General features: G+C 43.9%; 29 protein-coding genes. 6 read left to right on the forward strand and 23 right to left on the reverse strand.

The window, feature by feature from the left end:
- Positions 1-415: 415 nt before the first annotated feature.
- Positions 416-658: a DUF2626 domain-containing protein gene (locus B0H99_RS05675; protein ID WP_106532669.1), complete on the forward strand. Its 243-nt coding sequence runs from the start codon at positions 416-418 to the stop codon at positions 656-658.
- 59 nt (positions 659-717) lie between these two features.
- Here B0H99_RS05675 and B0H99_RS05680 read toward each other — a convergent pair whose 3' ends face one another.
- Positions 718-1,353, reverse strand: a complete 636-nt coding sequence (locus tag B0H99_RS05680) for an MBL fold metallo-hydrolase (RefSeq protein WP_106532670.1) — start codon at positions 1,351-1,353, stop codon at positions 718-720.
- 155 nt (positions 1,354-1,508) lie between these two features.
- Here B0H99_RS05680 and B0H99_RS05685 point away from each other — a divergent pair, with 155 nt between their 5' ends.
- Positions 1,509-1,688: a DUF2759 domain-containing protein gene (locus B0H99_RS05685; protein WP_106532671.1), complete on the forward strand. Its 180-nt coding sequence runs from the start codon at positions 1,509-1,511 to the stop codon at positions 1,686-1,688.
- A gap of 189 nt (positions 1,689-1,877) precedes the next feature.
- On the opposite strand, the gene B0H99_RS05690 is transcribed toward B0H99_RS05685, so the two are convergent.
- From B0H99_RS05690 to B0H99_RS05750, 13 genes are all read right to left on the reverse strand, one after another.
- On the reverse strand, positions 1,878-3,785 hold the full coding sequence (locus B0H99_RS05690) for an LTA synthase family protein (RefSeq protein WP_106532672.1): 1,908 nt from the start codon (positions 3,783-3,785) through the stop codon (positions 1,878-1,880).
- Between the two features lie 171 nt (positions 3,786-3,956).
- Entirely contained in the window at positions 3,957-4,145 is a 189-nt protein-coding gene (locus tag B0H99_RS05695) for a YqgQ family protein (protein ID WP_106532673.1), read from the reverse strand.
- Positions 4,146-4,149: 4 nt separating this feature from the next.
- Positions 4,150-4,716 (reverse strand): 5-formyltetrahydrofolate cyclo-ligase, encoded by a 567-nt coding sequence (locus B0H99_RS05700; RefSeq protein ID WP_106532674.1) that lies wholly within the window; start codon positions 4,714-4,716, stop codon positions 4,150-4,152.
- 64 nt (positions 4,717-4,780) lie between these two features.
- Positions 4,781-4,930: a 50S ribosomal protein L33 gene (gene rpmG / locus B0H99_RS05705; protein ID WP_106532675.1), complete on the reverse strand. Its 150-nt coding sequence runs from the start codon at positions 4,928-4,930 to the stop codon at positions 4,781-4,783.
- 164 nt (positions 4,931-5,094) lie between these two features.
- The gene (phoU, locus tag B0H99_RS05710; RefSeq protein ID WP_106532676.1) at positions 5,095-5,754 is read right to left on the reverse strand and encodes a phosphate signaling complex protein PhoU; all 660 of its coding nucleotides are present in this window, start codon (positions 5,752-5,754) and stop codon (positions 5,095-5,097) included.
- A gap of 15 nt (positions 5,755-5,769) precedes the next feature.
- Complete coding sequence (pstB, locus tag B0H99_RS05715) at positions 5,770-6,585, reverse strand: phosphate ABC transporter ATP-binding protein PstB (protein ID WP_106532677.1); 816 nt, start codon at positions 6,583-6,585, stop codon at positions 5,770-5,772.
- Positions 6,586-6,612: 27 nt separating this feature from the next.
- Positions 6,613-7,491 carry a phosphate ABC transporter permease PstA gene (gene pstA / locus B0H99_RS05720; protein ID WP_106532678.1) on the reverse strand — a complete coding sequence of 293 codons (879 nt, stop codon included), beginning with the start codon at positions 7,489-7,491 and terminating at the stop codon, positions 6,613-6,615.
- Position 7,492: 1 nt separating this feature from the next.
- The gene (gene pstC, locus B0H99_RS05725; RefSeq protein WP_106532679.1) at positions 7,493-8,419 is read right to left on the reverse strand and encodes a phosphate ABC transporter permease subunit PstC; all 927 of its coding nucleotides are present in this window, start codon (positions 8,417-8,419) and stop codon (positions 7,493-7,495) included.
- A gap of 82 nt (positions 8,420-8,501) precedes the next feature.
- A complete protein-coding gene (locus tag B0H99_RS05730) occupies positions 8,502-9,470 on the reverse strand; it encodes a PstS family phosphate ABC transporter substrate-binding protein (protein ID WP_106532680.1) in 969 nt (322 codons plus the stop codon).
- Positions 9,471-9,629: 159 nt separating this feature from the next.
- On the reverse strand, positions 9,630-11,813 hold the full coding sequence (locus B0H99_RS05735) for a penicillin-binding transpeptidase domain-containing protein (RefSeq protein WP_106532681.1): 2,184 nt from the start codon (positions 11,811-11,813) through the stop codon (positions 9,630-9,632).
- Positions 11,814-11,924: 111 nt separating this feature from the next.
- Complete coding sequence (locus tag B0H99_RS05740; protein WP_106532682.1) at positions 11,925-12,533, reverse strand: superoxide dismutase; 609 nt, start codon at positions 12,531-12,533, stop codon at positions 11,925-11,927.
- A gap of 110 nt (positions 12,534-12,643) precedes the next feature.
- Positions 12,644-13,123 carry a DUF456 domain-containing protein gene (locus B0H99_RS05745; RefSeq protein ID WP_106532683.1) on the reverse strand — a complete coding sequence of 160 codons (480 nt, stop codon included), beginning with the start codon at positions 13,121-13,123 and terminating at the stop codon, positions 12,644-12,646.
- A gap of 108 nt (positions 13,124-13,231) precedes the next feature.
- Entirely contained in the window at positions 13,232-14,863 is a 1,632-nt protein-coding gene (locus tag B0H99_RS05750) for a Na/Pi cotransporter family protein (RefSeq protein ID WP_106532684.1), read from the reverse strand.
- A 163-nt stretch (positions 14,864-15,026) separates the two neighbouring features.
- On the opposite strand from B0H99_RS05750, the gene B0H99_RS05755 reads away from it, so the two are divergent.
- From B0H99_RS05755 to B0H99_RS05765, 3 genes are all read left to right on the forward strand, one after another.
- Positions 15,027-15,551: a DUF1189 family protein gene (locus B0H99_RS05755; protein WP_425440378.1), complete on the forward strand. Its 525-nt coding sequence runs from the start codon at positions 15,027-15,029 to the stop codon at positions 15,549-15,551.
- Positions 15,552-15,684: 133 nt separating this feature from the next.
- The gene (gene ispG, locus B0H99_RS05760) at positions 15,685-16,812 is read left to right on the forward strand and encodes a flavodoxin-dependent (E)-4-hydroxy-3-methylbut-2-enyl-diphosphate synthase (RefSeq protein ID WP_106532686.1); all 1,128 of its coding nucleotides are present in this window, start codon (positions 15,685-15,687) and stop codon (positions 16,810-16,812) included.
- A 12-nt stretch (positions 16,813-16,824) separates the two neighbouring features.
- Positions 16,825-17,403 carry a hypothetical protein gene (locus B0H99_RS05765; protein WP_106532687.1) on the forward strand — a complete coding sequence of 193 codons (579 nt, stop codon included), beginning with the start codon at positions 16,825-16,827 and terminating at the stop codon, positions 17,401-17,403.
- Between the two features lie 101 nt (positions 17,404-17,504).
- Here B0H99_RS05765 and B0H99_RS05770 read toward each other — a convergent pair whose 3' ends face one another.
- The 5 genes from B0H99_RS05770 to B0H99_RS05790 form a co-directional block, all read right to left on the reverse strand.
- The gene (locus tag B0H99_RS05770) at positions 17,505-17,915 is read right to left on the reverse strand and encodes a Fur family transcriptional regulator (protein WP_106532688.1); all 411 of its coding nucleotides are present in this window, start codon (positions 17,913-17,915) and stop codon (positions 17,505-17,507) included.
- Complete coding sequence (locus tag B0H99_RS05775) at positions 17,912-18,766, reverse strand: metal ABC transporter permease (RefSeq protein ID WP_106532689.1); 855 nt, start codon at positions 18,764-18,766, stop codon at positions 17,912-17,914. The genes B0H99_RS05770 and B0H99_RS05775 overlap by 4 nt, the downstream gene beginning before the upstream one ends.
- Positions 18,759-19,532: a metal ABC transporter ATP-binding protein gene (locus B0H99_RS05780; RefSeq protein ID WP_106532690.1), complete on the reverse strand. Its 774-nt coding sequence runs from the start codon at positions 19,530-19,532 to the stop codon at positions 18,759-18,761. Before B0H99_RS05780 ends, B0H99_RS05775 begins: the two co-directional genes overlap by 8 nt.
- 278 nt (positions 19,533-19,810) lie before the next feature.
- Complete coding sequence (locus B0H99_RS05785) at positions 19,811-20,704, reverse strand: deoxyribonuclease IV (RefSeq protein WP_106532691.1); 894 nt, start codon at positions 20,702-20,704, stop codon at positions 19,811-19,813.
- Between the two features lie 12 nt (positions 20,705-20,716).
- Positions 20,717-22,012 carry a DEAD/DEAH box helicase gene (locus B0H99_RS05790; RefSeq protein WP_106532692.1) on the reverse strand — a complete coding sequence of 432 codons (1,296 nt, stop codon included), beginning with the start codon at positions 22,010-22,012 and terminating at the stop codon, positions 20,717-20,719.
- Positions 22,013-22,140: 128 nt separating this feature from the next.
- Between B0H99_RS05790 and B0H99_RS05795 the strand changes: the two genes are divergently transcribed.
- Positions 22,141-23,121, forward strand: coding sequence for a 4-hydroxy-3-methylbut-2-enyl diphosphate reductase (locus tag B0H99_RS05795; RefSeq protein WP_106532693.1), 981 nt, complete (start codon positions 22,141-22,143; stop codon positions 23,119-23,121).
- 160 nt (positions 23,122-23,281) lie between these two features.
- Here B0H99_RS05795 and B0H99_RS05800 read toward each other — a convergent pair whose 3' ends face one another.
- The 4 genes from B0H99_RS05800 to B0H99_RS05815 form a co-directional block, all read right to left on the reverse strand.
- A complete protein-coding gene (locus B0H99_RS05800; RefSeq protein WP_106532694.1) occupies positions 23,282-24,391 on the reverse strand; it encodes a Nif3-like dinuclear metal center hexameric protein in 1,110 nt (369 codons plus the stop codon).
- Positions 24,378-25,091 carry a tRNA (adenine(22)-N(1))-methyltransferase gene (locus tag B0H99_RS05805; protein WP_106532695.1) on the reverse strand — a complete coding sequence of 238 codons (714 nt, stop codon included), beginning with the start codon at positions 25,089-25,091 and terminating at the stop codon, positions 24,378-24,380. Before B0H99_RS05805 ends, B0H99_RS05800 begins: the two co-directional genes overlap by 14 nt.
- Before the next feature lie 60 nt (positions 25,092-25,151).
- Complete coding sequence (gene cccA, locus B0H99_RS05810; RefSeq protein WP_106532696.1) at positions 25,152-25,550, reverse strand: cytochrome c550; 399 nt, start codon at positions 25,548-25,550, stop codon at positions 25,152-25,154.
- Between the two features lie 126 nt (positions 25,551-25,676).
- Positions 25,677-26,816 carry an acyl-CoA dehydrogenase family protein gene (locus B0H99_RS05815; protein ID WP_106532697.1) on the reverse strand — a complete coding sequence of 380 codons (1,140 nt, stop codon included), beginning with the start codon at positions 26,814-26,816 and terminating at the stop codon, positions 25,677-25,679.
- Positions 26,817-26,823: the final 7 nt, after the last annotated feature.

A 26,823-nucleotide genomic window follows, 5' to 3' on the forward strand; every position in this document is an offset into this window, starting at 1 on the left:
AACAAATGGGAATAGTTTCCTGCAAAATAAATATTTGACCCCCTCATTCCCAGCCAAATCTTATTTTTAAGGCTCGATTCTACTCCATCCACTCGTTGGGCTGAACAAAACATGCTGGTTGAACCCTCCTTAAAGCAGTCTCTCTCCTCTTTAACTCTTTAAGTATCCTTTACCGCTAAATTTGATATTTAAGGCAGTTTCCCTTCTAGTGCCTATGCTCTTTCAGTTTTTATTTGAACTTAAATGATTAGCATTGATTGGTCTTCTAGAATATTAACAGTTGAACCGAGATGGCGAACTCATATAGTACACTTGTTTGTCACAAAGAAAGGGCAACTCGTTGTTTACACATTCACACTATTGCCTATATAATGGTATAGAGAATAATTGTGTTGTGGCAAAGGAGGGATTACCCATGGATAAGATGTTCAAATTAATGGGATGGTGGACAGGCATCTTTGCTGTTCTTTTCTACGTAGGTGATATGAACGAAGTGGCATTACTAATGGTGGCTAATACTGGATTTTTTGTTCTTCTAGGATACTTAAACATTTCGGAACGCATGTACTTGTATATTTTCGGAGCTTACTTGACAGTTTTCTTCGTCGGCTTTACGTATTATACGACGTTCATCCATATTCCCGGCGGCGGTCATTAATCTAATACAGACAACAAAAAAAGCGGCCACTATGGCCGCTTTTTTTCATGGGACGATCCTTATCGCCGTAGAAAAGGATTGCTATTTTTTTCTTGTTCCGGCGTAGTTTCCGGCCCGTGCCCAGGATACAAAATCATATGTTCCGGCAAGGTTAGCAACGATTCACGGATCGACTGCAACAGTTTCTTTTCCGAGCCATCAATTAAATCGGTCCGTCCGATGCTTCCCTGGAATAAAGTATCTCCGACAATCGCAAAGCCTTCTACTCCAAAAGAATAGGTAAGGCTTCCTGGGGAATGTCCTGGTGTATGAAAAAGATCCATCTTAAACGAACCAATCTCCAACTGTTTTTCATCCTCAATCAAGACATCCGCATCTTTCATCCGGTAATCCGGCACCATGGCGTATTTTCCGGAACCGTTCAAGTTTGGCCGGCTTAGCCAAACTTTTTCCAGCCGGTGCAAATAAACAGGAATTGCAAAAAGTTCCCGCAGTTCGTCAATCGCCCCGATATGGTCAAAATGGGCATGTGTCAACAAGATCGCTAACGGGTTCAACCCTTCCTTTTTTAGCAAAGCAACGATTTTTCCGCTTTCTTCGCCCGGATCGAAAATCAAACATTCTTTAGAATCGTTTGATATGATATAACAATTTGTCTGCACTGTCCCAAGTTCCAGCTGATCTATTTTTAACATCAATTTTCACCTCAGTTCAATTATAGCACGACTTCCGAGTGCCTCACTGTTCAACGGAATGACACTTTTTATCCCTCGACAAATCCAAGGAAAGACTTTACAATATAAAGAGTACAAAACGGCACTGGCTGTTAAAGTTGAAGGGAGTGTCATAGATGAATTTACTTATGGTTATTTTTGGTCTCATTGCTATTTGCGCAGCAATAGGCACTGTTCACACTTTTAAGGAAAAACAAGTTTTAGGATTTCTTTTTAACTTAGGAACATTCGTGATTTTCGGCGCCTTCACTGTTGCTACGATCATCACACAAGGTTATCCGCCAGCATTGCACTAATCAACACTAAAACCCTTTGCGCCACACGGCAGCGAGGGTTTTTTTTGTTCCAAAATACCGATTGCCAAACAGTTCCTGCTTAGCAAATTGTTCAATAGCTGCTGGATAGCCCTCTCAATGCAATTTTCCGTTCGTGAATTTTTCAAGTAAATCAATCCCGTAAAAAAGAGAGCGCCTAAGCGCTCTCTTTTACTTTTCAATTTCCATTATTTCGCCATTAGGCTGTAGCTGTCCGTCTTCTTTGTTATAGAACCGCAAAAGGTCACCAGTAATGATTGATTCGGAGTAGTCCAGTTCCATCAACGCCTGATCAATATACGGTTCACACTCCGCAGCATCGGTTTCTTCGCCTGTTTCTCTGTCATAACATAGGTTGCCTGCGTATACGTTGTTTTCCGTGATAAAGCGGCCATCTCGAAACACTACGAATTCCTCATGCTCTTCCGAGAATAAGTCGCCACCGAACTGCATGTCTTTTGCCGTTTCCAGGCCAAGCATATGCAGAACAGTCGGCCGCAAATCAATCTGGCCCCCCACTTCTTCATTTACGTGCCCTTTTCCGGATCCCGGTATATGGACAAAAAGCGGTACGCGTTGAAGTTGTGCTGTTTCATAAGGTGAAATCTCTTTTTCTAAGTACTGGGCCATTGCTTCGTTATGGTTTTCGGAGATTCCGTAATGGTCTCCGTACATAACGATGATCGAGTTCTCATACAAACCTTTTGCCTTCAATTCCTCAAATAATACTTCAACCGATTCATCCATGTATCGGACGGTCTGGAAATACCGGTTTACTGTACCTGAAACCGAATCATATTCGCCAATAAATTTGTCTTCCTCATCTAAAAAGAATGGATGGTGGTTGGTCAACGTAATCAAGCGGCTGTAGAAAGGTTGAGGCATTTCAGCCATGTTTGAAACCGACTGTTCCATGAATGGGATGTCCTTCATGCCCCAATTGACCGCATCCCCTTCCCCAATTTCAAAACTGTTGATATCAAGAAATTCGTCAATTTTCAACGATTCATACATCATATCACGGTTCCAAAAGCTCTTTGTATTAGGGTGCTGGACCGCCGTATGGTAACCATTGTCTCCAAGTTTTTCAGCCAGTGAATGGAATGTATTGCCGCTATGGGTGAAAAATACTGCGCTGCCGCTTAATGGATATAATGAGTTTTCAAATAAGAATTCGGAATCCGATGTTTTCCCTAATCCGGTTTGATGATAGAAGTTCGGGAAATAAACAGTGTCTTCATCTCTAGTCAACTCATTCATGAACGGTGTTATCGTCTGGCCGTTCATTTTGTTGTTGATCGGAAATGTCTGCAGCGATTCCAGCGACACGACGATCAAGTTCTTTCCTTTTGCAACTCCGAACATTTCTTCCGAAGCATCTGCCTGGTTCGAGCGGATGTAATTGTTTACTTCAACGAGTTCAGATCCATCCGCTAGTGCACGTTGTGCTTGGGATTTGGATTGGACATAGATGTCATAAAGATGGTAATTATACATGCCGATGTTTTTGACAAGCATTTCCCGGTCAAAACTGCGGGTCAACAACTGCGGACGCTCTGTTTCGGAAAGCCCCAAGTTAAAAAATAAAATGGCGGCCGATAAAATAAAATAGGCTTTTCGCTGAGCTTTAGCTGAGTCGATGCTGCCTGTATTTACTTTGATAAATTTGATTGCAAAAAGTAAAATGATCACATCGCTAAAATAAGCAATATCGGTCAAAAAAACGCTTTCGGACGCACTTGATCCCAAATCGCCGAAATTGTTGGTCTGAAGAAGTACCGGCAACGTGATAAAATCACTGAAGAACCGGTAGAACGCCACATTGGCATATAGAACGAGCGATGAAATCACTGTCGCTATCACCAAATAACGGTTTTTCCCTTTATCGCTTTTAAAGAAAAGCGAAATCCCATACACGAACAATACAAGGCTTAACGGGTTGATAAATAAAATGAATTCCTGCAAAGCATTATCGATTGTAATTGAAAAGCTGGTTTTATAGACAATATACGTTTTAAGCCAGGTTGCAACGATCGCGATTGCCAGGATCGAATGTTTAGGCCATTCTGTTTTAAACATCCCGCACATCCTCCTTTTACCAAATTCAAGAATTTACCTGCTGTTTTTTTGCTGAAGACAATCCTATCCACTTCTGCCAGACGTTCTAAACTTCTTCTGATTTTATCATAAAAACATTCCTATTATCTAGACGGACGGCCTCCCCGAAAGTTTCAGGATCCGAAAGACTTTTTAATTTTCATTTCTCTTTTGGCGCAGGATAAGCAAAGCTGTAGAAAAATCTTTTGCGGAAATAAACTGCTGCTTGTATAGTTCTTTAATTTCGTCTTCCATCAAGTCAAGGTCCGCTTTCCGGTCTCCTGTGTAAATGACGGTACCGAAACTTTTCAATAGTTGCATAACATCGTAGAGGGTTTTCATCTGATCACCGCCCTGTTCCAATAAACACAGTTTCGGTATGTATACCCGAAACTGGCAAATCATGAACTTCAATAGGCACAGAGTTTGCAATTTGCAAATCAAATGCCAAAGAACGCGTAATTCCAAAATAATTGGCTAAATACCGATCATAATAGCCGCCGCCAAATCCAATTCGATAACCTTCTCGCGAAAAAACCACCCCTGGCACTATCAACAAATCAATATGCTCAGGGCTGACATGTATGGTTTCTGAAATTTTCGGTTCTTTCAGCTTCATATAAACGGTTTCAAGCTGATCAAAGCTCTCAAATTCATAAAAGTCCATTGTACGAGTAAGCGGATTGCATTTCGGGGCAGCTACCCGCTTGCCGTTTTGCCAGCAATATTCAATAAGTGGAAGGGTGTCGACTTCGGGAAACGCCGCTATGGTAACCCCAATTGTTTTAGCTGCCATAAAAGCCGGATCTGCCATCAAGCGGCTGCGAACCGCTTCGGATTTCTCCCGGTAAGTGCTATTGTCCATTTTCTTTAATTGGTCTAGTACATTTTTTCGCTGTTGAACTTTTTCCATATGTATAACGCTCCTTTAGAATGAAAAAAAGCCAAAACCCATCCAGGTTTTGGCAAGCAATGAATTACTTCGTTTCACGGTGTAAAGTCATTTTCTGTTCACGTGAGCAATATTTTTTCATTTCAAGACGCTCAGGGTTGTTGCGCTTATTTTTAACAGTGCTGTAATTACGTTCATTACATTCTGTACAAGCTAATGTGATGTTAACACGCATCGATATCCCTCCTAATTCTTTCAAAGATCGGTTAAAACTTAAGCAATTGATCTATACGACTTAACTATTATAGCATATTCCAGCACAAAGTCTACCGTGAAAACCCAACTTTTATTTACTGGCAAATAAAATTCTCGGCAATTTCAAATTGCCGAGAAAAATGTTTATTCATTCAGATGGTAATGCTTGCCTCGGACCAAATAAAACAATTGTTCCGCAATATTCGTTGCATGATCCGCAGAACGTTCCATGTAACGGGCAATAAATGCCAGTTGCGTGATTTGGCTCAGTTTATCGGGATGTTGAGAACCAGTGAACATTAATTTGCGGATTGCTTCGCCATAGAGTTCATCTACTTGATCGTCCAACTCCGCTATTTCCTTGCCTTTGACTACATCTTCTTCGATGAACGCTTCAATCACCTGGCGCAGCATAGCCGTTGCCAGGTTCCGCATCTGCTTGATCAGTTCTATCGGCGTAACCAATTCATCTTTTCCGATACGGATCGTTTCCTTGGCAATGTTGACAGCATAGTCACCGATCCGTTCCAAATCTGATGCAATTTTGATCAGGACGACAAGCCTTCTCAAATCGGTGGCTACCGGAGCCTGTTTGGCGATGATCAGAATAACACGGTCGTTGATCTCTTCTTCGACCATGTTAATGTCGGCGTCATCTTCGATCACTTCCAGTGCCGCATCGATGTCGTGGTTGATCAGTGCATCTATGGACTTATCCAATGCTCCAATAGCCATTGTGCTCAGCTCAATAAGCTGGTTTTGTGCTAGATTCAGTTCTAAATCGAATTTTTCACGTACTGACATAATTTTTCTCCCTCCTTAACCGAATCGCCCTGAAATGTAATCTTCCGTCCGTTTATCGGATGGATTGGAGAAGATGGCATCCGTTTCATCGAATTCAATCACTTCTCCATTCAGGAAGAATGCGGTTCTGTCGGAAATTCGTGCAGCCTGCTGCATGTTGTGCGTTACAATGATGATGCTGTAATCTGCTTTTAACTCCTGGACCAGTTCTTCGACTTTCAAAGTTGAGATTGGGTCCAAAGCAGAGGTCGGTTCATCCATTAAGATAACATCCGGTTCAATCGCCAATGCTCTGGCGATGCAGACCCGCTGCTGCTGGCCCCCTGAAACGCTGTAGGCATTCTCATTCAACCGATCTTTCACTTCATCCCAGATAGCAGCGCCGCGCAAGCTTTTTTCGACTATTTCATCAAGGATCTTCTTGTTTTTGATGCCGTGGATGCGCGGTCCGTAAGCGATATTGTCATAGATCGATTTCGGGAACGGATTCGGCTTTTGGAAAACCATGCCTACGCGCGTCCGCAGCTCTTCCACTTGATAATCCGAACTGAAGATATTGCGGTCGCGATATAAAATTTCCCCCGACGTTTTGACGGATGGCACAAGTTCCACCATTCGGTTCAAGGTTTTGATATAGGTGGATTTTCCGCAGCCTGACGGCCCGATAATCGCTGTTACTTCATTTTCATTGATGTCCAAGTCGATGTTTTTCAAGGCATGTTTTTCGCCGTACCATAAATTCAGTTCTTTCGTTTGGTAAACCGGCGTTTTTTGAACCTGTACCTGTGGTCTATCGGATTTTTTCTTTTCTGTTTTGATTGTCATTGTCATTGTTGAACCCCCTCCAACTTTTACGCATTAATACCGTTTCTGGAATTTGTTTCGAATCAAGACTGCAATAGAGTTCATTAATAGCAAGAAAATCATTAGAATGATGATTCCTGCTGCAGCAACTGTTTGGAATTGCTGTTGCGGCCGGCTTGCCCAGTCAAAAATCTGGATAGGCAAAGCGGTGAACGTATCAAATACGCCTGCTGGCAAAAACTGAATGATGACAGGCACACCAATAACGATAAGCGGTGCTGTTTCACCAATTGCGCGGGACAAGGCCAAAATGCTTCCTGTCAATATTCCAGGGATGGCAGCCGGCAAAATGATTTTCACGATAGTCTGCCACTTTGTTGCCCCCATACCAAGCGACGCTTCCCGCAGTTCGTTCGGAACAGCGCGGATCGCCTCTTGTGAAGCCACAATGATAACCGGCAATATAAGCAAACTCATCGTGAATCCAGCTGCAAGTATGCTGTTGCCCAATGAAAGCGCCCGGACAAAAATCGTCAGGCCGAGCAAACCGAAAACGATGGATGGTACGCCCGCTAAGTTTGCGATGTTGATTCGGATAAATGCCGTAATTTTATTTTTCTTTGCGTATTCTTCCAAGTAAATTGCAGAACCAACGCCCAGGATAATCGATGTTGGAGCTACAACCGCCATTAGCCATAAAGAACCGATAAGGGCTGCTTTGATGCCGGCCTTTTCAGGAAAGCGTGATGAGAAATTCGATAAGAAGTCCAGCGATAAATGGCCTGCTCCTTGTGTGATGATCCGGTAAGCGAGTATTAAGAGCGCAAGTATAGCAAGCGTTGTTGCCGCCAGAAAGATGCCTTTAAAAATAACGTTTAATACCAATCGGCTGTTCATACGTTTAACAACTTGTTCATGTTCGATATAGCGCATCTTAATATTCCTCCCTGAATCGTTTTGCAAGATATCCAGCAAGAATATTCATCAGCATGGTGAAGACGAATAAGGTGAACCCGACTGCGTATATGGAGTAGTAGATGGTTGTCCCATACCCCGCATCCCCTTTAGATACTTGAACAATATAGGCAGTCATCGTCTGGATAGAGTCTGTAAAATCTCCGTTGAATTTCGGAGTTGATCCACCCGCGAGTGAAACGATCATTGTTTCGCCGATAGCCCGTGATACTGCAAGAACGATCGAAGCGATAATACCGGACAAAGCGGCCGGTACAGTGATTTTCCAGGCAACCTCGAATTTAGTGGACCCCATTGCAAGAGCACCTTCACGAATTTGTCTGGGCACGGATGACATCGCATCTTCAGATAACGAAGCTATCATCGGAATGATCATGATACCGACAACAATACCCGGTGAAATGGCATTAAAAATCTTAATTTGCGGGAAAATACTTTGCAAAATTGGAGTGACAAATGTTAAAGCGAAAAAACCGTAAACAATTGTTGGAACGCCCGCAAGCACTTCTAACACCGGCTTGACGATGCGGCGCACTGTTTCGCTGGCATACTCACTTAAATATATGGCTGATGCAATACCGATCGGGACTGCAACAATAACCGCGATAAGCGTAACTTTCAACGTACCGATAATGAGCGGCAATATCCCGAAAAGCTGCTCCTTATTTGAAAATGGCAGCCATGTGGTACCGAATATGAAATCAACTACCGAAACTCTTGTGAAAAAAGTAAAGGTTTCGACGACCAGTGTCATCACTATTCCGATTGTTGTTAAAACCGATACGGATGCAATAAGGAACAAAATGACCGGTATCATTTTTTCCATAAATCTTTTGTTCTTTTTCCCTTTCGATTGTGCAATCATTTCCTGCACAGATGTTCGCATAAAGAATCCCCTTTCAACCGCAAAGGGTGAACAGCTGGCTGCTCACCCCTCAATTTGAACTAAACTGTTTATTGTTTATTGTTTATTGTTTAAGCGCTTCTAAATCTGCTTTGCCTTTATCGTATTCTTCTTGCGGAAGAGCTACGTAACCGACTGCTTCAGCCATTTCTCCAGCATTTTCTAATGTATATTCAAGGAAGTTGTAAACTTGCTCTTCTTCAGTAGCTGCTTTATTGTTTGCATAAGTGAACAATGGACGCGATAGTGGGCTGTATTCGCCAGACTCGATCGTTTCGTTCGTCGGTTCAACTCCGTTGATTTTAACGACTTTTAACGTATCTTGGTTTGCTTGGTAGTAAGCATATCCGAAAAATCCGATAGCGTTAGGATCTGCTTGGATCCCTTGTACCAATACGTTGTCATCTTCAGAAAGAGTAGCTGAGCTTACCAAATCTTCCTCTTCCAAAACCACTTCATTGAAGTAATCGAATGTTCCTGAATCTGTTCCTGGCGCATAGAAGACTACGTTTTCTTCTGGCCATTCCGGATTGATGTCAGACCATTTTTTTGTCGTGCCATCTTCAACCCATAACTTTTTCAAATCTTCTATTGTCAGGTCTTCAACCCAATCATTTTCTTTACTTACTACTACAGATAAACCATCATAAGCTAACAAGAACTCGGTATAATCAATGCCAGCATCTTCAAGGCTCTTGGCTTCTTCTTCTTTTATCGGGCGTGATGCATTCGAGAAATCTGTCTCGCCTTGGATGAATTTTTCAAAGCCGCCGCCTGTACCGGAAACACCGACTGTCACTTGGACGTTTGGCTGCGCTCCTGCATATTCTTCAACAATACCTTCCATAATTGGTGCAACTGTTGATGAACCGTCTCCAGAAACTTTACCTTCCAGTTGTGCAGTTTCTGATTCCGAATTTCCTTCTCCAGACGATCCCGAACTGCCTTGCTGTGCAGTGTTACCGCCGCAAGCACCAAGCAGTACAGATGAACCAAGAATTGTTGACGCCATGACAAACTTCCAGTTTTTCATTGAGTAGTTCCCCCTAAAGTTTATGTTTGCTTTACAAATACAACTATAATCCGCGAATGTTGAGCCTATATAAAGCGAATGTTAAGAAACTGTAAATATGAAAATAAAAAACCGCAATGCATTTGTGCGCATTGCGGTTTTTCTATGATTTTAGAAAGCTTATTCTGTTGCTTCTTTTTCTTCATTATAAGGAGCCTTGATAACTGTAGGCGATTCTTCACTTGGTTTAGCTTTCAATTCAAAATACTTATCAACTGCAGCACGGGCAATCTTGTGGGTTGTCCCTGGTACTGCTTTCGTGTTGGTTGTAATATACGGAATCAGTACCGCATATGCGATTTGCGGATCGTCATATGGTGCAAAGCCCACATGGGCAGTATTGATTGAAGGCTTATTGTAAAACGGGCTTTCGGAATCATCGTAATAACTTATTTCTGCCGTACCGGTTTTTCCGGCAGCCGTATAGTCTGCATCACCAAAATAAGAGCGGGCAGAACCCCTGTTTCCTGTGTATACCATACGCATGCCTTTTTTCACTTGGTCGATTTCCGCCTGCGTATTGTTGATGCGATTTAATATTTTCGGTTCTATCACTGTTTCTACAGAACCCAGTGTTTTGCCGTCAGTTGATGCTTTCCGTATCTCTTTAACAATATGCGGTTCCATCCGGTAGCCGTCATTGGCAATAGTTGAAATATATTGAGCCAGTTGCATGGGCGTATACGTATCATACTGGCCGATTACCAAGTTAAGGAATATCCCAGGTTCCCCTGCAATAAATCTACCTTTCAAGCCACTTCCCTCATTTGGCAAATCAACGCCTGTCGGAACACCAAGGCCGAATTGGGCAAATGAATTTCTTACTGTGTTATAGTCTTCTGCTTTAACAGAAAACCCCCATTTATGTTGATAAGTGTTTCCAGAAATAGCTAGCGCTATTTTAAACATATAAACGTTAGATGAAACTTCAAGAGCTTGTGTATCCGACAACGGAACACGATTGTTCAAACTTTGGTTAAAGAGGGACCTTTTTACATCCCCCCCAGCTAATTGCAGTGGTTCGTCAATCATTACTTGGTTCAATTCAATTGCATTTTGTTCATAACCGGTCAGCAAAGTTGCCCCTTTAACTACAGAACCGGTCGGATATGCCGCTGTTATGGCACCAAAAGAATAATCATTGACCACGGTTTTACCGTCTTCATCTCTTCCGATCTGTTTCCCGACCATCGAAAGCACTTCTCCCGTTTTAGGGTCCATCATAACCAGATAAGCATCACGGACAAGCTGGGAATTCGGCCCTGCTTTCAATTCTCTTAAATGCTCTTCCACAATATTCCCGAGCGAAGATTGCAATTCGGTATCGATCGACAAGACCAAATCTTTGCCGGGCTGCCCTTCGTCGACCGGAATTGTATCGATTACCCGGCCTCTTCCGTCTGTAATGTTTTTGACCACCGATTTTTGGCCTTGCAGCACTTCTTCGTACTGTTGTTCAAGAAAACTGGTGCCTACCCGGTCATTGCGCGAATAATCGCGGGCCAAGTAGTAGTTCAGCTTGTTTGCAGGTATTCCTTGTTCCGGCGTAGTTGTACTTCCAAGAATGACCAAATCACTTGTTTTGGTCCGTTTCCAATCGGTAATCGTATTTACGCCTTTTAGTTTCGGATCGGTCAGCCGTTCTGAAACACGCGCAAATTCTTCCGCCGTTACATCTTTATTTTTAATGATCTGCGGCGACATAGCATAGCCAGAAGTCATTTCACGGAAAATCGCCAGCACTTCAAGCTGCTCTTCTGTAATGCTTTCCAGCTCTTTTTCTGTGATTTTTTCCCGGATCAAAGCATCCAGCTTTTGCTGCTTTTCTTTTTTGGTGATATCTTCACTTTCAATAGCTGCACGTTCTTCGTCAGTCACTTTTTCAGTTGCGGCTTCAGTATGAAGCATAATATAGTAATCCTGTTTATCGCGCAACGTGACTTTATTGGTTTCTTTTTCAATCAACTTGGCAAGTTCTTTTGCCACTTCAAGCATTTCTGTTCTCTTTGTCGTTTGCATCGCTGTATAAGTGATGGCGTTAACCGGCTGGTTGTCTACTTGGACGCGCCCTTCACTATCAAAAATGCGGCCACGCGGCACGCTTGTGTTGACCGGAACTTCTTCTGTCCGAGCGATAGCCCGCGCAAAATCTTCACCTTTAACAATTTGCAGATAGCCTAACCGCAAAATCAAAATAGAAAATAGCAGAAATATAGAGAAAAAGAGGATATTCATCCGAAAGACCGTATTGGATTTTAATTTGGACTTTGCCAGAGTTGCCTGCCTTTTTTGAGGGGGCTTCATTTTTCATGCACTCCTTTCACAAAATGTGCATTAGTTAGTATATCATTTGCATATAAAAAGCACACACTTTTTCTGACGAAAAAGTGTGTGCAAAGTTTCAATTTTTTACAATTATTTTGTAGCGTCGAAACGGCGTGATACTTCTTCCCAGTTTACAACGTTCCAGAATGCTGCAAGATAATCAGGGCGTCTGTTTTGATATTTCAAGTAATACGCGTGTTCCCATACGTCTACTCCAAGAAGCGGCGTTTGGCCTTCCATCAAAGGAGAGTCCTGGTTTTGAGTGGAAGTTACTTCTAGCTCGCCGTTGTTGCTGACAAGCCAAGCCCAACCAGAACCAAAGCGTGTTTTTCCTGCATTTTCAAATTGAGTTTTAAACTCATCAAAGCTGCCAAATTTGCTGTCGATTGCCTCAGCCAAAGCGCCAGTCGGGTTGCCGCCGCCATTTGGAGAAAGCAATTGCCAGAAAAGCGAGTGGTTTGCGTGTCCGCCGCCGTTGTTGCGCACAGCTGTACGGATTTCTTCAGGAACTGAACTTAAATCAGAGATCAATTCTTCGACTGATTTTGAAGCAAGTTCTTCGTTGCCTTCAAGAGCCGCGTTTACATTCGTCACATACGTATTGTGGTGCTTTGTGTGGTGAATGTTCATCGTTTCCTTGTCAATGTGTGGTTCCAGTGCATCGTAAGCATAAGGTAGTTCAGGTAATTGGTAAGCCATGAATGAATTCCTCCTTGAGTCTAATGTTCTACGTTCATAGCGTAACAAACTTTTTAGAACGGCACAATCAAAATGCATGTCTTGGCGCTCGATTCAGACCTTTGACCGATTCAAGTTACCCAGAAGAAAAGCGCCACCATTACCACTTGAATGATGCCTTTTGTAAATACCGACGTGACGAATCCTACAACAGAGCCGATTCCCGACTTGACGGATTGCTTGAGTGTCGACCGGTTAAATAAAATTTCTGCAAGGATGGCTCCTACAAACGGTCCTACTAAAATTCCGATGATGGGGATGATGAATGGGCCGACAATCAACCCGATCGTGCTGCCCCACAGCCCCGCTTTGGAACCGCCAAACTTCTTCACCCCGAAAGCATTGGCAGCTGCATCCGCGCCGAACAATAACACCAAAAACAAAATCTCAATCGTCCAGAACCACCATGGAAGATCTGCAAAGTTAAAAAACAAACCGTAGACGACAAATCCGCCAAATATGAACAATGCTGCAGGAATTATCGGATAGACAAGCCCGATAAATCCGATAACAAAACACAGTGCAATTAGCACCCAAGCGATAACTTCCATTCTAGTTTCCTCCCATATAAAAAAGCTCTCTTTCATCGTGCCTGACATTTTTGCAAATGTAAAGCGATGAAAGAGAGCGATTAAAAGCCTGTTGTATGAAACTATGGGTTATGCACGGTTTCCTAGAATGGCTTCAGCGATATTGACAGAATGGTCGCCGATTCGTTCCAAGTTGCTGACGATATCGACAAAGACAATTCCTGCCTGAGCAGAACAAGCCCCTTCATTAACACGCATAATGTGTTTTTTGCGGAATTTACGTTCCATCTTATCGATCAAATCTTCTTGCTGCGCTACTTCTCTCGCAACATCGTGGTCGCTCGTATCCAATGCATCGAGCGCTTTTTGAACCGTTTCAATCGTTAGTGTAAACATTTCTTCTAAATCAGCCATGGCTTCTGGTGTTAATTTCACTTTATTTTCTTCCTGGTAGTCAACCAGCTCAAGAATATTCTCGAAATGATCTCCGATCCGTTCGATATCACGTACAGTTTCCATCAATACTGTATGGCGTGAAGAATCTGCAGATGAAATGGATTCTGCTGAAATCAACACCAAGTATTCCGTTATCTTCTGGTCCAGGTTATTGATCGCCTGTTCCAGCTGATAGCCTGTCTCAGCATTTTTCTTGCTTTTCGTCAACAAGTACTGATAAGTTTCCTGAAGCCCTTGAACCGAGTAATTCCCCATCCGGATAATTTCCTCTTTTGCTTGTCCAAGCGCGATAGATGGCGCGGTATCAACAAAATGGACGTCCAAATGTTTTGGTGCAAATTCGATCGTCCGTTCTTCCCCTGGAATGAACTTGGTAACCAAGTATGCCCATGCCCCGATCAATGGGAATTGGATGATAGTGTTCGCAACGTTGAATGACCCATGGGCAAATGCGATCTGCATTTTCGCTTCCAAATTAAGAAGGCCTGAAATCCACTCAATATACGCTGTGAATGGCACCAGGAGGATAAGGAAGACAACCGAGCCCAAAACATTAAAGAGTACATGGACAGCAGCAGCACGGCGAGCGGTAATTGAAGCGCCAAGTGATGCTAAAACTGCAGTAATGGTTGTTCCGATGTTATCACCGAATAAAACCGGAAGCGATGTTCCAAGATTCAAAACGCCTTCCGAGTAAAGGCCTTGTAAAATTGCAACAGTCGCACTCGAACTTTGTACAATCAAAGTAAAGACTGTTCCTACAAAAACGCCCAAAATAGGCAAATGGCTCAAGTTAACAGTCATATCAATGAATGCAGGCAATTCGCGCAAAGGTTTCATTCCGTCGCTCATCAACTCTAAGCCGTAGAAAAGTCCCCCAAAGCCAAAGACAACCTGCCCCACATTTTGGATGCTATGTTTGCGGAAGAAAAAGATTAGTACTGTTCCTAGCGCAATGATCGGCAATGCATATTCGCCAACATCCAAGCCGATGATAAATGCGGTAACGGTAGTCCCGATGTTCGCTCCCATAATAACACCGATCGCCTGCCGCAATGTCATGAAGCCGGCGCTCACTAAACCGACAACAATAACTGTTGTTCCTGAGCTTGATTGAATTAAAATGGTAACTATAATACCAACAAGCACACCCATGAACGGGTTGGTGGTAAAACGATCTAAAATTGCGCGAAGACGGTCGCCTGCAGCTTTCTGCAAGCCGTCCCCCATATATTTAATGGAAAAAAGAAATATCCCTAGCCCTCCAAAGAAAGTAAAGAGAATTTCTTGCCAGTTAGTTTCCATGTTGAAAAATCATCTCCCAATTCATTTTTAGCCCTACCTGCCTATTATGCATTTTCCGTTAAGGTTTTGTGAAGCTTTTTCTTAAATATTTACAAAACCTTAACAATCGAAAACAAAATTTGCATTTTGGCATGATACGATAAAGATAAGAACTGAAAGGAAGATGGCTGTGAACTTATTTCAATTGTTTAAAGCAAGTTTAATGGAACCGAAAAAGCAAGCCGCTGTCCGCATACTCACTATCGGAAAAATTTTGCAGTATGTTTTTTTGTTTGTGCTGCTTATGACGCTTGTGTCGTTTGTCGAGCTGGCATTCGGGTTGGGTGATGTTACAAACAATATGGATGGGCTGCTGCAGTATATAGAGGAGATCAAGTGGCTGTTATATCCCTTTGCTTTAGTGTTTTTATTTGTCACTACTACAATCTATCATTTTGTGAAAATCAGTTTTTTTGCATTCGTCGCTCTCGGTATACTGAATTTCAAAAAACGCAGAGGTGAATACCGGCATGTGTGGCGGACTGCAGCGCTTAGTGTAACTTTACCGACTTTAATATCATTTGCGGCGAGTTTTTTTACAACAAGTTTTTGGATAACTGCAGCAGCAAGTTTATTGACGGTTGTGTATTTGTATTTGGCAATTGGCTATTACCCAAAAATGCCTTCTGCACAAAAGAAGAACGCTTAATCGTCTTTCTTGTCTTTTCTAACGGTAGACTGCTAAAATGGCTATAGGTATTGGAAAGCACTAGAGGCAAAAGCAAGTTGAAGAAACGTGGAACTGGCGATTTTGGCCATTCCCCCAAAAGGAGAGAAATTTAATGAGTGAAGTACTTCACCGTACAAAAACACGCCCCGTTAAAGTTGGAGATCTGACAATCGGTGGCAGCAATGAATTATTCATTCAAAGTATGGCAACAACAAAAACCCATGATGTGGAAGCGACTGTAGCTGAGATCCTCCGTTTGGAAGAAGCAGGTTGCCAGATTGTCCGTGTGGCATGCCCGGATGAGCGAGCAGCTTATTCAATCGGCGAAATCAAAAAGCGCATCAATATCCCTCTTGTTGTTGATATTCATTTCGATTACAAATTAGCATTAATCGCAATTGAACAAGGCGCAGACAAAATCCGCATCAATCCCGGCAATATCGGACGCCGCGAAAAAGTGGAAGCTGTCGTCAATGCTGCGAAGGCAAAAGGCATCCCGATCCGCATCGGCGTTAATGCCGGTTCGCTGGAACGCAAGATTCTGGAAAAGTACGGTTATCCTACTGCAGACGGCATGGTCGAAAGTGCGTTGCACCATATTAAGATTTTAGAAGACTTGGATTTCCATGATATTATCGTTTCCATGAAAGCATCGGATGTCGGCTTGGCGATCGAAGCTTATGAAAAAGCTTCTAAAGCATTCGACTATCCCCTTCACTTGGGGATTACGGAATCCGGTACGCTTTACTCAGGAACGATAAAGAGTTCAGCAGGCATTGGCGCCTTGCTGGCAAAAGGCATCGGTAACACACTCCGCATTTCGTTGAGCGCAGATCCTGTTGAAGAAGTAAAAGTTGCACGCGAATTATTGAAAGTGTTCGGTCTATCCTCTAATGCAGCAACTTTGATTTCTTGCCCAACTTGCGGACGCATTGAAATCGATCTGATTTCCATTGCCAATGAAGTGGAAGAATACATTTCTCATATCAAAGCACCAATCAAGGTGGCAGTGCTTGGGTGCGCAGTGAACGGTCCTGGTGAAGCACGTGAAGCTGATATCGGCATCGCTGGCGCACGCGGAGAAGGTCTTCTGTTCATGCATGGCAAGACAGTGCGTAAAGTGCCTGAAGAAACTATGGTTGAAGAATTGAAAGTGGAAATCGATAAAATCGCCAAAGAATATTTTGAAAAACAAGCAGCTGAAAAAGCTGAAAAAGAAGCGCTTGAACAACAAGTATAAGGTTGTGAAACTATGAAATACCGTTTTGGCATCGATATCGACGGAACCGTGACATGTCCGACGTCCCTTATTCCGCATATCAATGAAGCGTTCAACAGCCAATTGACTTTGGATGATATCAAAGAATACGATTTGACGGCAGCTCTTCCCCATTTGGAGCCGAATGAGTTTTACAATTGGTTCCGCGGAGCAGAGCCAAAAATCTATGCTGCTTCACCTGTTTCCGAAAACGCCAAAAGAATTTTGAATGACTGGAAAAACCGCTATGAACTGTATTATATCTCAGCACGCGGCCCTCAAGTGCGGGACGTGACGTTTGATTGGTTCGCGGAACATGCGATCGCCTATGATCATATCGAATTGATCGGTACGCATAAAAAGATCCAAGCTGCTAAAAATCACAAAGTCGATTTATTTTTTGAAGACAAGCACGATAACGCTGTGGAAATTTCAGAAGAACTCGACATCCCTGTTTTGCTGTTCGATACTCCTTATAATCGCCAGCCGATTCCAAAAAACGTGATTCGCGTTTACAATTGGCTCGAAGCTGACGAGTTCGTGAAAAGAGAGTTTTCTAACGTAGGTGTATAAGAAAAGCCACTGCAGATCTGCAGTGGCTTTCTTTTGAATTTCATTTACGGATCTGTATCAAATTGGAAAAACGAAAGCGGAGAAATCCCGCTTTCGTTTTTTTATTGGCAATCAGGGCATTTGCCGTAGATTTCAAATTTGTGGTTGGCGATTTGGTAGGCCGGCAAAGCTGCACCAAGCAAGTCCATTGGACAAAGCGGCACTTCTTTGATCTTTCCGCAATCAAGGCAAATAAAATGATGGTGGTGATGGTCACTCTCGCATTGCATACGGAAATGGCGTTCACCAGATAACTCGGTTTCTTCTAAAATACCAAGAGAAACAAAAGTCGCAAGATTGCGGTAAACCGTATCATAACTCATGCTTGGATAATCTTTCTGCATTACATCAAGCAAATCGCGGGCAGTTAAATACCGGTCATCTTCTGAAAAAAGCTCCAGGATTTGCTGGCGTTTTGACGTTTCTTTAAACCCGTTCTCTTTCAAAATCTCCCAAGCTTTAGGCAGATTCATGCGACGGCCCCCTTTTTCATGGAAACTGTAATTTTTTTAAAGCCAATGACAAGCAACAGCAGAAAAATCGAAGTGACAACAATGGTTCCGCCCGGAGCCAGGTTAAAGTAAAAAGCAGTTATGAGTCCAGTAAGAACGGAAATTTCGCCAAAGATGACCGACCATAGAATTGTCCCTTTGAAACTTTTGCCCATTCGCATTGCAGCAGCTACCGGTATTGTCATAAGCGATGACACTAAAAGGATTCCGACGATGCGCATTGAACCTGCAATAACGAGTGCAGTGACAATCATAAATAGAAAATGGATCCATTTAGCCGGCAGCCCTGAAGCTTTTGCATATTCATCATCGAAAGATAAGACAAACAACTCCTTGAAAAACACGCTGATAAAGAGCAGAACGATGACAGCAATCCCGATAACAATGCCCAGGTCTCCTCTGCTGACAGCTGATACGGAGCCGAAGAGATAGCCGAACAGATCAGCGGAAAAGCCTTGTGCCAGTGAGATAAAAATGGCACCAAAGCCGATGCCGGCCGATAAGATGATAGGAATGGCGAGTTCTTCGTAATGCTTGTACAAACTTCTCAACCGTTCAATGAGCACCGAACCTGCAACCGAGGCCGCAATTCCAAGGAACAAGGGATTTAGCAAAGCAAACGCTGCGACGCTTTGGCTCAAATACAGGCTTCCTGCAATACCCGCCAAGGTTACATGGCTCAATGCATCTGCTATCAGCGATAGCCGCCGTACAACGATGAAGACACCGAGAAGCGGCGCTATAATACCGATAATGAGACCGGCCGCAAAGGCGTTCTGTAGAAATGCATAAGAAAAAATAGCTTCAATCATGGCTGTGGCTTCCTCCGATATGGTGAATTTTCCGGACAGAATGGCCATACCAAGCTTCCCGTTGTTCATCGCTCATTGTGTGAAGCTGGTTTTTAAATCCGTGGAAATGGATGGTCTGGTTCAAGCAGGCAACATGCGTTATCCGATCTGTTACCGTATCGACGTCATGCGTAACCAATACTAGCGTAATATCTTTGTCGCGATTTAAAGAAGCTAACATATTATAGAAAGACTGGACATTTCGGTGGTCAATGCCGACAGTCGGCTCATCTAAAATCAGCACTTTAGGCTGAGCGACAAGCGCCCGCGCAATAAAAACCCGCTGCTGCTGCCCTCCGGAAAGTTCGTTCATGCGGTTGTCCAAGAACGCTTCCATCCCAACCGCCTCAAGCGCTTCTTTCACATTCGCTTTTGCGGTTTTCGGCAAACGGCGGAACAGGCCGGTTTTTTTCACCAGCCCTCCTGCCACTACTTCTTCTACAGTAGCCGGAAAACCGGAATTGAACGAATTGGATTTCTGGGAAACATAGCCGATCCATTCCCGTTTCTTGAAGTTTTTTGCATCTACTCCGAACAACCGGATTTCTCCTTTTGTCGGTTTGATCAGACCCAGCATAATTTTAAGCAGCGTCGATTTCCCTGAACCATTGGGTCCAAGAATCGCTAGAAAGTCGCCTTCTTCCACTGCCAACGAAATATTTTCCAAAGCTTTTGTTTGTTCATATTCAAAACTGATGTTATCAATATCAATCAATGGCGCATTCATCGTGCCGCCTCTTTTCTAATTAAGAATCATTACGATTTACATTAGAAAAGTATAAGCGAGTTAGCGTCTAAAGTAAATAGATAGCACTTAAAAAACTCTCTATTAATATAGAAGAGTTTTTTTGCCTGAAAGAAATCCCCAGCAACTTTTATTTCGCTTTTGACCGGTTTTCTCATCCGATTTGTCCGTCATTCCCTAGAAGAAGTTAGCAGGTTTCAACGTTCTAGCAAAGCAATTGCCTTGGCTTTTGAAGAAACAAAATATAAAAAACCCCTCTATTAAAGAGGAGTTTTTAATTCTTCGATTATGCCAGGCGTGAACACCCCGGATTTGAACATTTCAATTTCGAAGGCGTATGGCGGCTTTTTGTTTTTCGGGTCTAATCCGACATACGGAGTTTCCAAGATTTTCGGAACATGCATCAAGTCCGGATGATGGACAATGCCATGCAACGCATTAAAGCCGATTTCACCAAAACCAATGTTTTCATGGCGGTCTTTTCCAGCGCCGCGGACATTTTTGCTGTCGTTGATGTGAAGAACCTGCAAGCGGTCAACACCCACAATTCGGTCAAATTCTTCCAGAACACCGTTAAAGTCTTCTTTTATGTTATAACCGGCATCATGCGTATGGCATGTATCGAAACAAACGGATAAACGTTCATTATGGGTTACCCCATTTATGATTGCCGCGATTTCTTCAAAATTCCGGCCGATTTCCGTTCCTTTTCCGGCCATTGTCTCAAGCGCAATATTGACAGGATAATTCTGCGTCAGCACTTCGTTCAATCCCTCAATGATCTTGTTGGTGCCCGCCTCTACGCCCGCCCCGACATGTGCCCCTGGATGCAATACTATTTGCGTAGCTCCAAGCGCTGCCGTTCGTTCAATTTCCTTTTGCAGAAATTCAACAGCCAGCTCAAACGTTTCCGGTTTGACGGTATTGGCCAAATTAATGATATATGGTGCATGGACGACAATGTTTGACAGGTTGTTCGCTGCCATATGTGCCTTTCCTGCTTCCATATTCAGTTCTTCGATCGGTTTGCGGCGAGTATTTTGTGGTGCACCTGTATAGATCATGAACGTCGAAGAGCCGTACGAGGCGGCTTCTTCACTTGCTGCAAGCAGCATTTTCTTTCCGCTCATGGAAACATGCGATCCTAGTAACATGAGAAAATCCCCTTACTTTTTGCGATTTTTGCGGCGTTCAATTTTTTTGATCTCGTCCATTTTCCACTTCATCTTCTTTTTGTATCCCGGTTTTACCGCTTTCGGTTTATGGACCATTGATTTTGCTTTTTCATCTGCTGCATTTGCCGTTCTTACGCGATTTTTCCGGCTGTGCCGTTCTTTCAAATCGACAAATTCACCTTTTACAATGTCTTTTTGCTGGAACGGAATCCCCATTTTCTCAACGCGGACGATTGCATCTTCTTCTTCCGGCTTGAATAACGTAATAGCAAGTCCTTTCATGCCGGCACGCGCTGTACGTCCAACCCGGTGAATGAAAAACTCAAGATCTTCCGGCAACTCGTAGTTGATAACATGGCTGACGCCTTGAATATCGATTCCACGTGCCGCAAGGTCAGTCGCAACAATGTATTGGTATTCCAAGTCACGAATTTGCTTCATCATTTTCACACGTTCACGCGGCGCCAAATCACCATGGATGCGGCCTACCCGGATGCCTTTTTTCGACAATTCCGTTGCAACATAGTCAGCATTGGTCCGTGTGTTAACAAAAATAATCGCCAAATAAGGATTGATGATGTCCATCACATCTATTAGGCGTTCTACTTTCTTTTTGCTGCGGACCGGCACTAGATAAAAATCCAATCCTTCAGCTGTCGGACGCTTGTCCCCGATATGGACATGAATCGGTGACTCCATGTATTTTTTCAAAAATGGTTTCAGTTTTTCAGGGATGGTTGCAGAAAACACGTACATCTCCAACTTCTCCTGCATTTTTGCGGCCACTTGGTCGATCTCTTCTATAAAGCCCATGTCGAAAGCCAGATCAGCTTCATCGACTACAAGAATTTTCGCCGTGTGCACAAGCAAGGCGTTTTCGTTAACCAGATCTTTCAAGCGGCCTGGTGTTCCGATAACGATCTGTGGCTGTGTTTTTAATTTGTTGATCGACCGCTGTTTATCTGTTCCACCGATAAACGATTTAACTTCAATTTCAGATCCCTCGACCAATTTCAGGATTTCGTTGTAAATTTGCATGCCAAGTTCACGCGTAGGAGCAGCGATTACCGCTTGTACTTCCTTTTTTTCCACGTCAATCCGCTCGACGATCGGAATGATGAAACTGTGGGTTTTCCCTGTTCCTGTATGGGATTGTCCGATTGCTGAGTTGCCTTTCAATATATGGGGCATCATTTCTTTTTGAATCGGTGTCGGCTCCATAAAACCGAGTTTTGCTACCGCTTCTTGCAGAAACGGTTTGAATGGATAGTCATTAAATTTTGTCATGGGATGAATCTCCCTCCTTAAGCTTTGACCATTATAGCATGAATTACATCCACTTTGCATTTCATCTTTTGTAATAGATGCCAGTCTCCGTTATAATGAAGGTATGATTGTTGAAAGGAGTGCGGTACATGAAAGTCAAAAAAATATCGCCAAGAGGTTATTGCTATGGAGTGGTCGATGCAATGGTCATTGCGAAGAATGCGGCGATGGACGAGACCTTGCCACGTCCCATATATATATTGGGCATGATTGTCCACAATAAGCATGTAACGGACGCGTTTGAAGAAGATGGCATTATCACATTGGACGGCAAAAACCGTTTGGAGATTCTTGAAAAAGTTGAATCCGGGACGGTCATTTTCACCGCTCATGGTGTCTCTCCTCAAGTTCGCGAGCTTGCAAAACGAAAAGGGCTTGTGTCAATTGACGCAACTTGCCCGGATGTCACCGTCACGCACGATTTGATTCGCGAAAAAACAGCGGAAGGCTATCAGATCGTCTATATCGGCAAAAGCGGGCACCCTGAACCTGAAGGCGCAATAGGTGTCGCACCGGACATGGTTCATTTGGTTGAAACGGTCGAAGATGTTAATAACTTGGAACTCGATTCCGAGAAAATCATTGTTACCAACCAGACGACGATGAGCCAATGGGATGTGGTTCATATGATGGAACGGCTGAAAGAGAAATTCCCGCATTCGGACGTCCACAAGGAAATCTGCCTGGCTACACAAGTCCGTCAGGAAGCTGTTGCTGAACAAGCCGTTGATGCTGACTTGTTGATTGTCATCGGCGATCCGATGAGCAATAACTCTAACCGTTTGGCACAAGTGTCCCAGGATATTGCCGGAACTCCTGCTTACCGCATTTCCGATTTGTCCGAACTCCGGTTGGAATGGCTTGAAGGCATTGAAAATGTTGCGATCACTGCCGGCGCATCTACGCCGACACCGATAGTCAAAGAAGTGATGACCTTCCTTGACAATTACGATCCAGCCGATCCCGCAACGCATGATTTGACGCGCAGTGTGCCGCTGAATAAAATCTTGCCGAAAATCAAACACCCGAAACCTTCTGACCGGATCGAACCGTACCCAGTAGGAGAATGACGAAACTAACGCGAACCTTTTAGGTTCGCGTTTTTCTATTCTAATCAGTGAAGAAGTTCGGTGACAATTCTTGTCTTTCCGGACATCCAAAATGCCGGAAAATCCGCTTTGATTTCTTGCGCCAATAAAAAACACAGATGAACTTGTCATCTGTGTTTTCTCATCTAAACTGAAACGGTTCAGTGTCCACTTCAGAGGCGATGAATTCGCATTGCCAATCGCTTCGCTTCGACATATGGTTGACTACACCCTTGACCATCACTTTTTCAACATGATGTCCGGGATCGACAACAGCGAGCTCCATCGCTTCCGCATCTTGGGCAACATGGAAATACAAATCTCCGGTGACATAGACATCGGCCCCAGAACGCTTGGCGGCCTGGACGTATTTATTGCCATCACCACCAAGTACCGCCACTTTCTTGACCTTTTTTTCCAGAGGGCCGACGACGCGAACGGCCGGAACATCCAAGCGTGCTTTTACCAGCTCAGCAAATTCCGTTAAAGTTGCTTCAGTTTCCAATAGACCTACCCGGCCAAGTCCCATCGCAACTTCTTTATTTTCCAGTGTAAACACATCGTATGCTACTTCCTCATATGGATGGGCCGCAATCATCGCTTTAATGGCGCGGTCTTTTTCTGTTTTCCGTATGACTACTTCTATCTTCGATTCTTCTGTTGTTTCCATTTTGCCCGGTTCTCCGATATATGGATTTGCTTCCGCGGTCGGCCGGAAACGCCCGGTTCCAGGCATTGTATAACTGCAATACTCATAATCTCCGATGGCGCCGGCGCCAGCCTTACCCAACGCATTGCGCACTTCTTCTTCGTGGCTTTTCGGTACGAATACCGCGATTTTCACAAGCTCTGCTTCATAAGTCGGCACCAAGACTTTCGAATCCTTCAATCCCAATGCATCGGCCAATAAATCATTGACGCCACCTGATGCTACGTCTAGGTTGGTATGGGCAGCATAAACCGCGATGTCGTGCTTGATCAATTTTTCCATCAAGCGCCCTTGCGGAAAATCAGTCTGCAGTGATTTTATCGGACGATAAATCGGTGGATGATGAGCGATGATCAAATTTGCTCCTTTGGCAATCGCTTCGTCCGCCACTCTTTCGTTAACATCAAGTGTCACCAAAACCCGCTCGACTTTTTTGTTCAGTGTCCCGACATGCAACCCGACCGGATCGCCTTCCATTGCCAAATATTTAGGAGACCATTTTTCGAACTCTTCAATGATTTGTTGGCCATTAGGTATTTTCACCTTGCAACACCTCTTCTACAAGTTTGATCTTCTCGAGCAGCTCTTTCTTCTTCTCTGTGGTTTCAGCCGTTTCGGCAGCATTGTCTATCGCTTCTACAATTTTTTTCCACTGGCTGCATTCTCGCTGCCATTTTTCCTGAAAGACAGAAGAAAATTCTTCGATTAAGTTTGGTCCCATTAAGAGTTCTCTTGGCGAAAAGGAAATCGGGTGTGTGGCGGGTTCCAGAACAAGGATTTCATAAATTTTATCATTTTCTTTTAAAATTTCCTCTTCCGCAATTGCCCAACCATTTTCTTGTGCCCATTCACGGATCGCTTTGGCGTGGACATTGGGTTGTAAGATCAGCCGTTCTACGCCAACTAAGCGCTCGGCACCTGCATCAAGAATCGAGCGAATCAATGGACCGCCCATGCCAGCGATCGTCACTGCCGTAATCCCATCCGCTTGTTCCACCGCGTCCAAGCCGCTAGCCAGCCTAACTTTGATTTGGCTTTCCAACTGTTCCTGCCGAACTTGTTTCCGGGCAGATTCGTATGGTCCTTTTACTACTTCTCCTGCAACCGCACGGCGCGCCTTGCCTGTCAACACCAAGTAGCAAGGCAAATAGGCGTGGTCGCTGCCGATATCTGCCACGATAGAATCTGCCGGCACATGGGCTGCTACCCGCATAAGCCGCTCGGATAATTGTTGTGCATTCATGTAAATCCTCCTAATCAACAGAAAACCCCTAGCTCCGGAAGAACTAAGGGTTTTTTGATACTATTCGAGTGACAAGACCCACTCAGCCATTGCTGGAATGTTTTCGCCTTCAACAAGTCCGCCTGGCATTGCGCCTTTACCATTTGCAAGTATGTCTTCAATCGCCGCTTGGTCAAGTTCTGTTCCTACTAATGAAGGACCTACTCCGCCTTCATAGCTTGAACCGTGACAAGAAACGCAGCTTTGTTGAGCTTGTGCTTCAGGATCGAATTCAGTTGACTCCGGGCTTCCGCCGTCGCCTTCTGGAGCAGCGCTGCCGCCTTCTTCTCCTGCATGTTGTTCTTCGCCTTGGCTGGCAATCTCTTCTTTGTTGTTAACTCCTTCTAATGATAAGAAGAAAATCAGGCCAATACCAAATGCCATGATTAAGATATAAGGTACAATTGCATTTTTTTGCATCCGTTACCCTCCTCTGCTAAGTTCTGCATATGATAGTATTCGTATCAATCATTATTGTACTGTATTATTGGCAAAACGCAAAGTGTAAAAGGGCAACTTTCACCGCTTTGTGACAAATTCAGTAATTTAACAGCCGATTTGCCGTGCAATGACCATTCGCTGCACTTCGGAAGTTCCTTCCCCGATTTCCAGCAACTTGGCATCGCGCATATAGCGCTCTACTTCATACTCTTTCATATAACCATAGCCTCCGTGAATTTGAATCGCTTCATCGGCGACTTCCATGGAAATTTCCGAAGCATATAGCTTAGCCATCGACGCTTCTTTAGTGAAGGGCCGCCCCTGTTCTTTCAGCCATGCTGCCTTGTACACCATATTACGTGCCAATTCGATTTTCATTGCCATGTCCGCTAGTTTGAACTGGGTAATCTGGAATTCGGATAATGTCTTGCCGAACTGTTTGCGTTCTTTCGAGTATCCTAATGCACGGTTGAATGCCGCTTGAGCAATTCCGACAGCCATCGCAGCGATTCCGATGCGTCCACCGTCCAGAGTTGTCATAAATTGCTTAAAGCCTTCTCCGCGCTTGCCAAGCAGATTTCCTTTTGGAACGCGGACATTTTCAAATACCAGCTCTGTTGTATTTGAAGAATTCAGTCCCATTTTCTCGTAATTGTCGATGATCGTAAAGCCTTCGGCATCGGTTGGAACGATGATGGCACTAATTTCTTTTTTGCCATCGTTCATGCCTGTAATGGCCGTTATCGCCAAATGCTTTGCATAGCTGGCGTTCGTGATATACACTTTTGAGCCATTGATCACCCAGTCGTCGCCATCTTCCACTGCACGCGTTTCTGTGCCGCCTGCATCGGACCCTGCATTAGGTTCGGTCAACCCGAATGCACCAAAGGATTCGCCTGTGCAGATTGGTGTTAAATATTTTTCCTTTTGCTCTTCAGTGCCAAATAAACTTAATGGCGCACCCCCGAGAGAAATATGAGCAGAATAAGTGATGCCGGTTGAAGCGCATGCGCGGCTCAATTCTTCCGTAACGATTGCAAAACTGGTTGTATCCGCTCCAGCTCCGCCGTATTTTTCATCAAACGGCAATCCCATCATCCCCATGTCGGAAAGCTGCTTGAATATCTCTGTCGGAAAAGCTTTGGTACGGTCGCGCTCGATTGCTCCAGGAGCCACTACCTTATCAGCAAATTCCTTGATCGTCTTTTTGATCATTTGTTGTTCTTGCGTCAAATCAAAATTCATAAAGTTA

The organism is Planomicrobium soli, from assembly GCF_003014655.1.
GTDB lineage: Bacteria > Bacillota > Bacilli > Bacillales_A > Planococcaceae > Planococcus > Planococcus soli_B.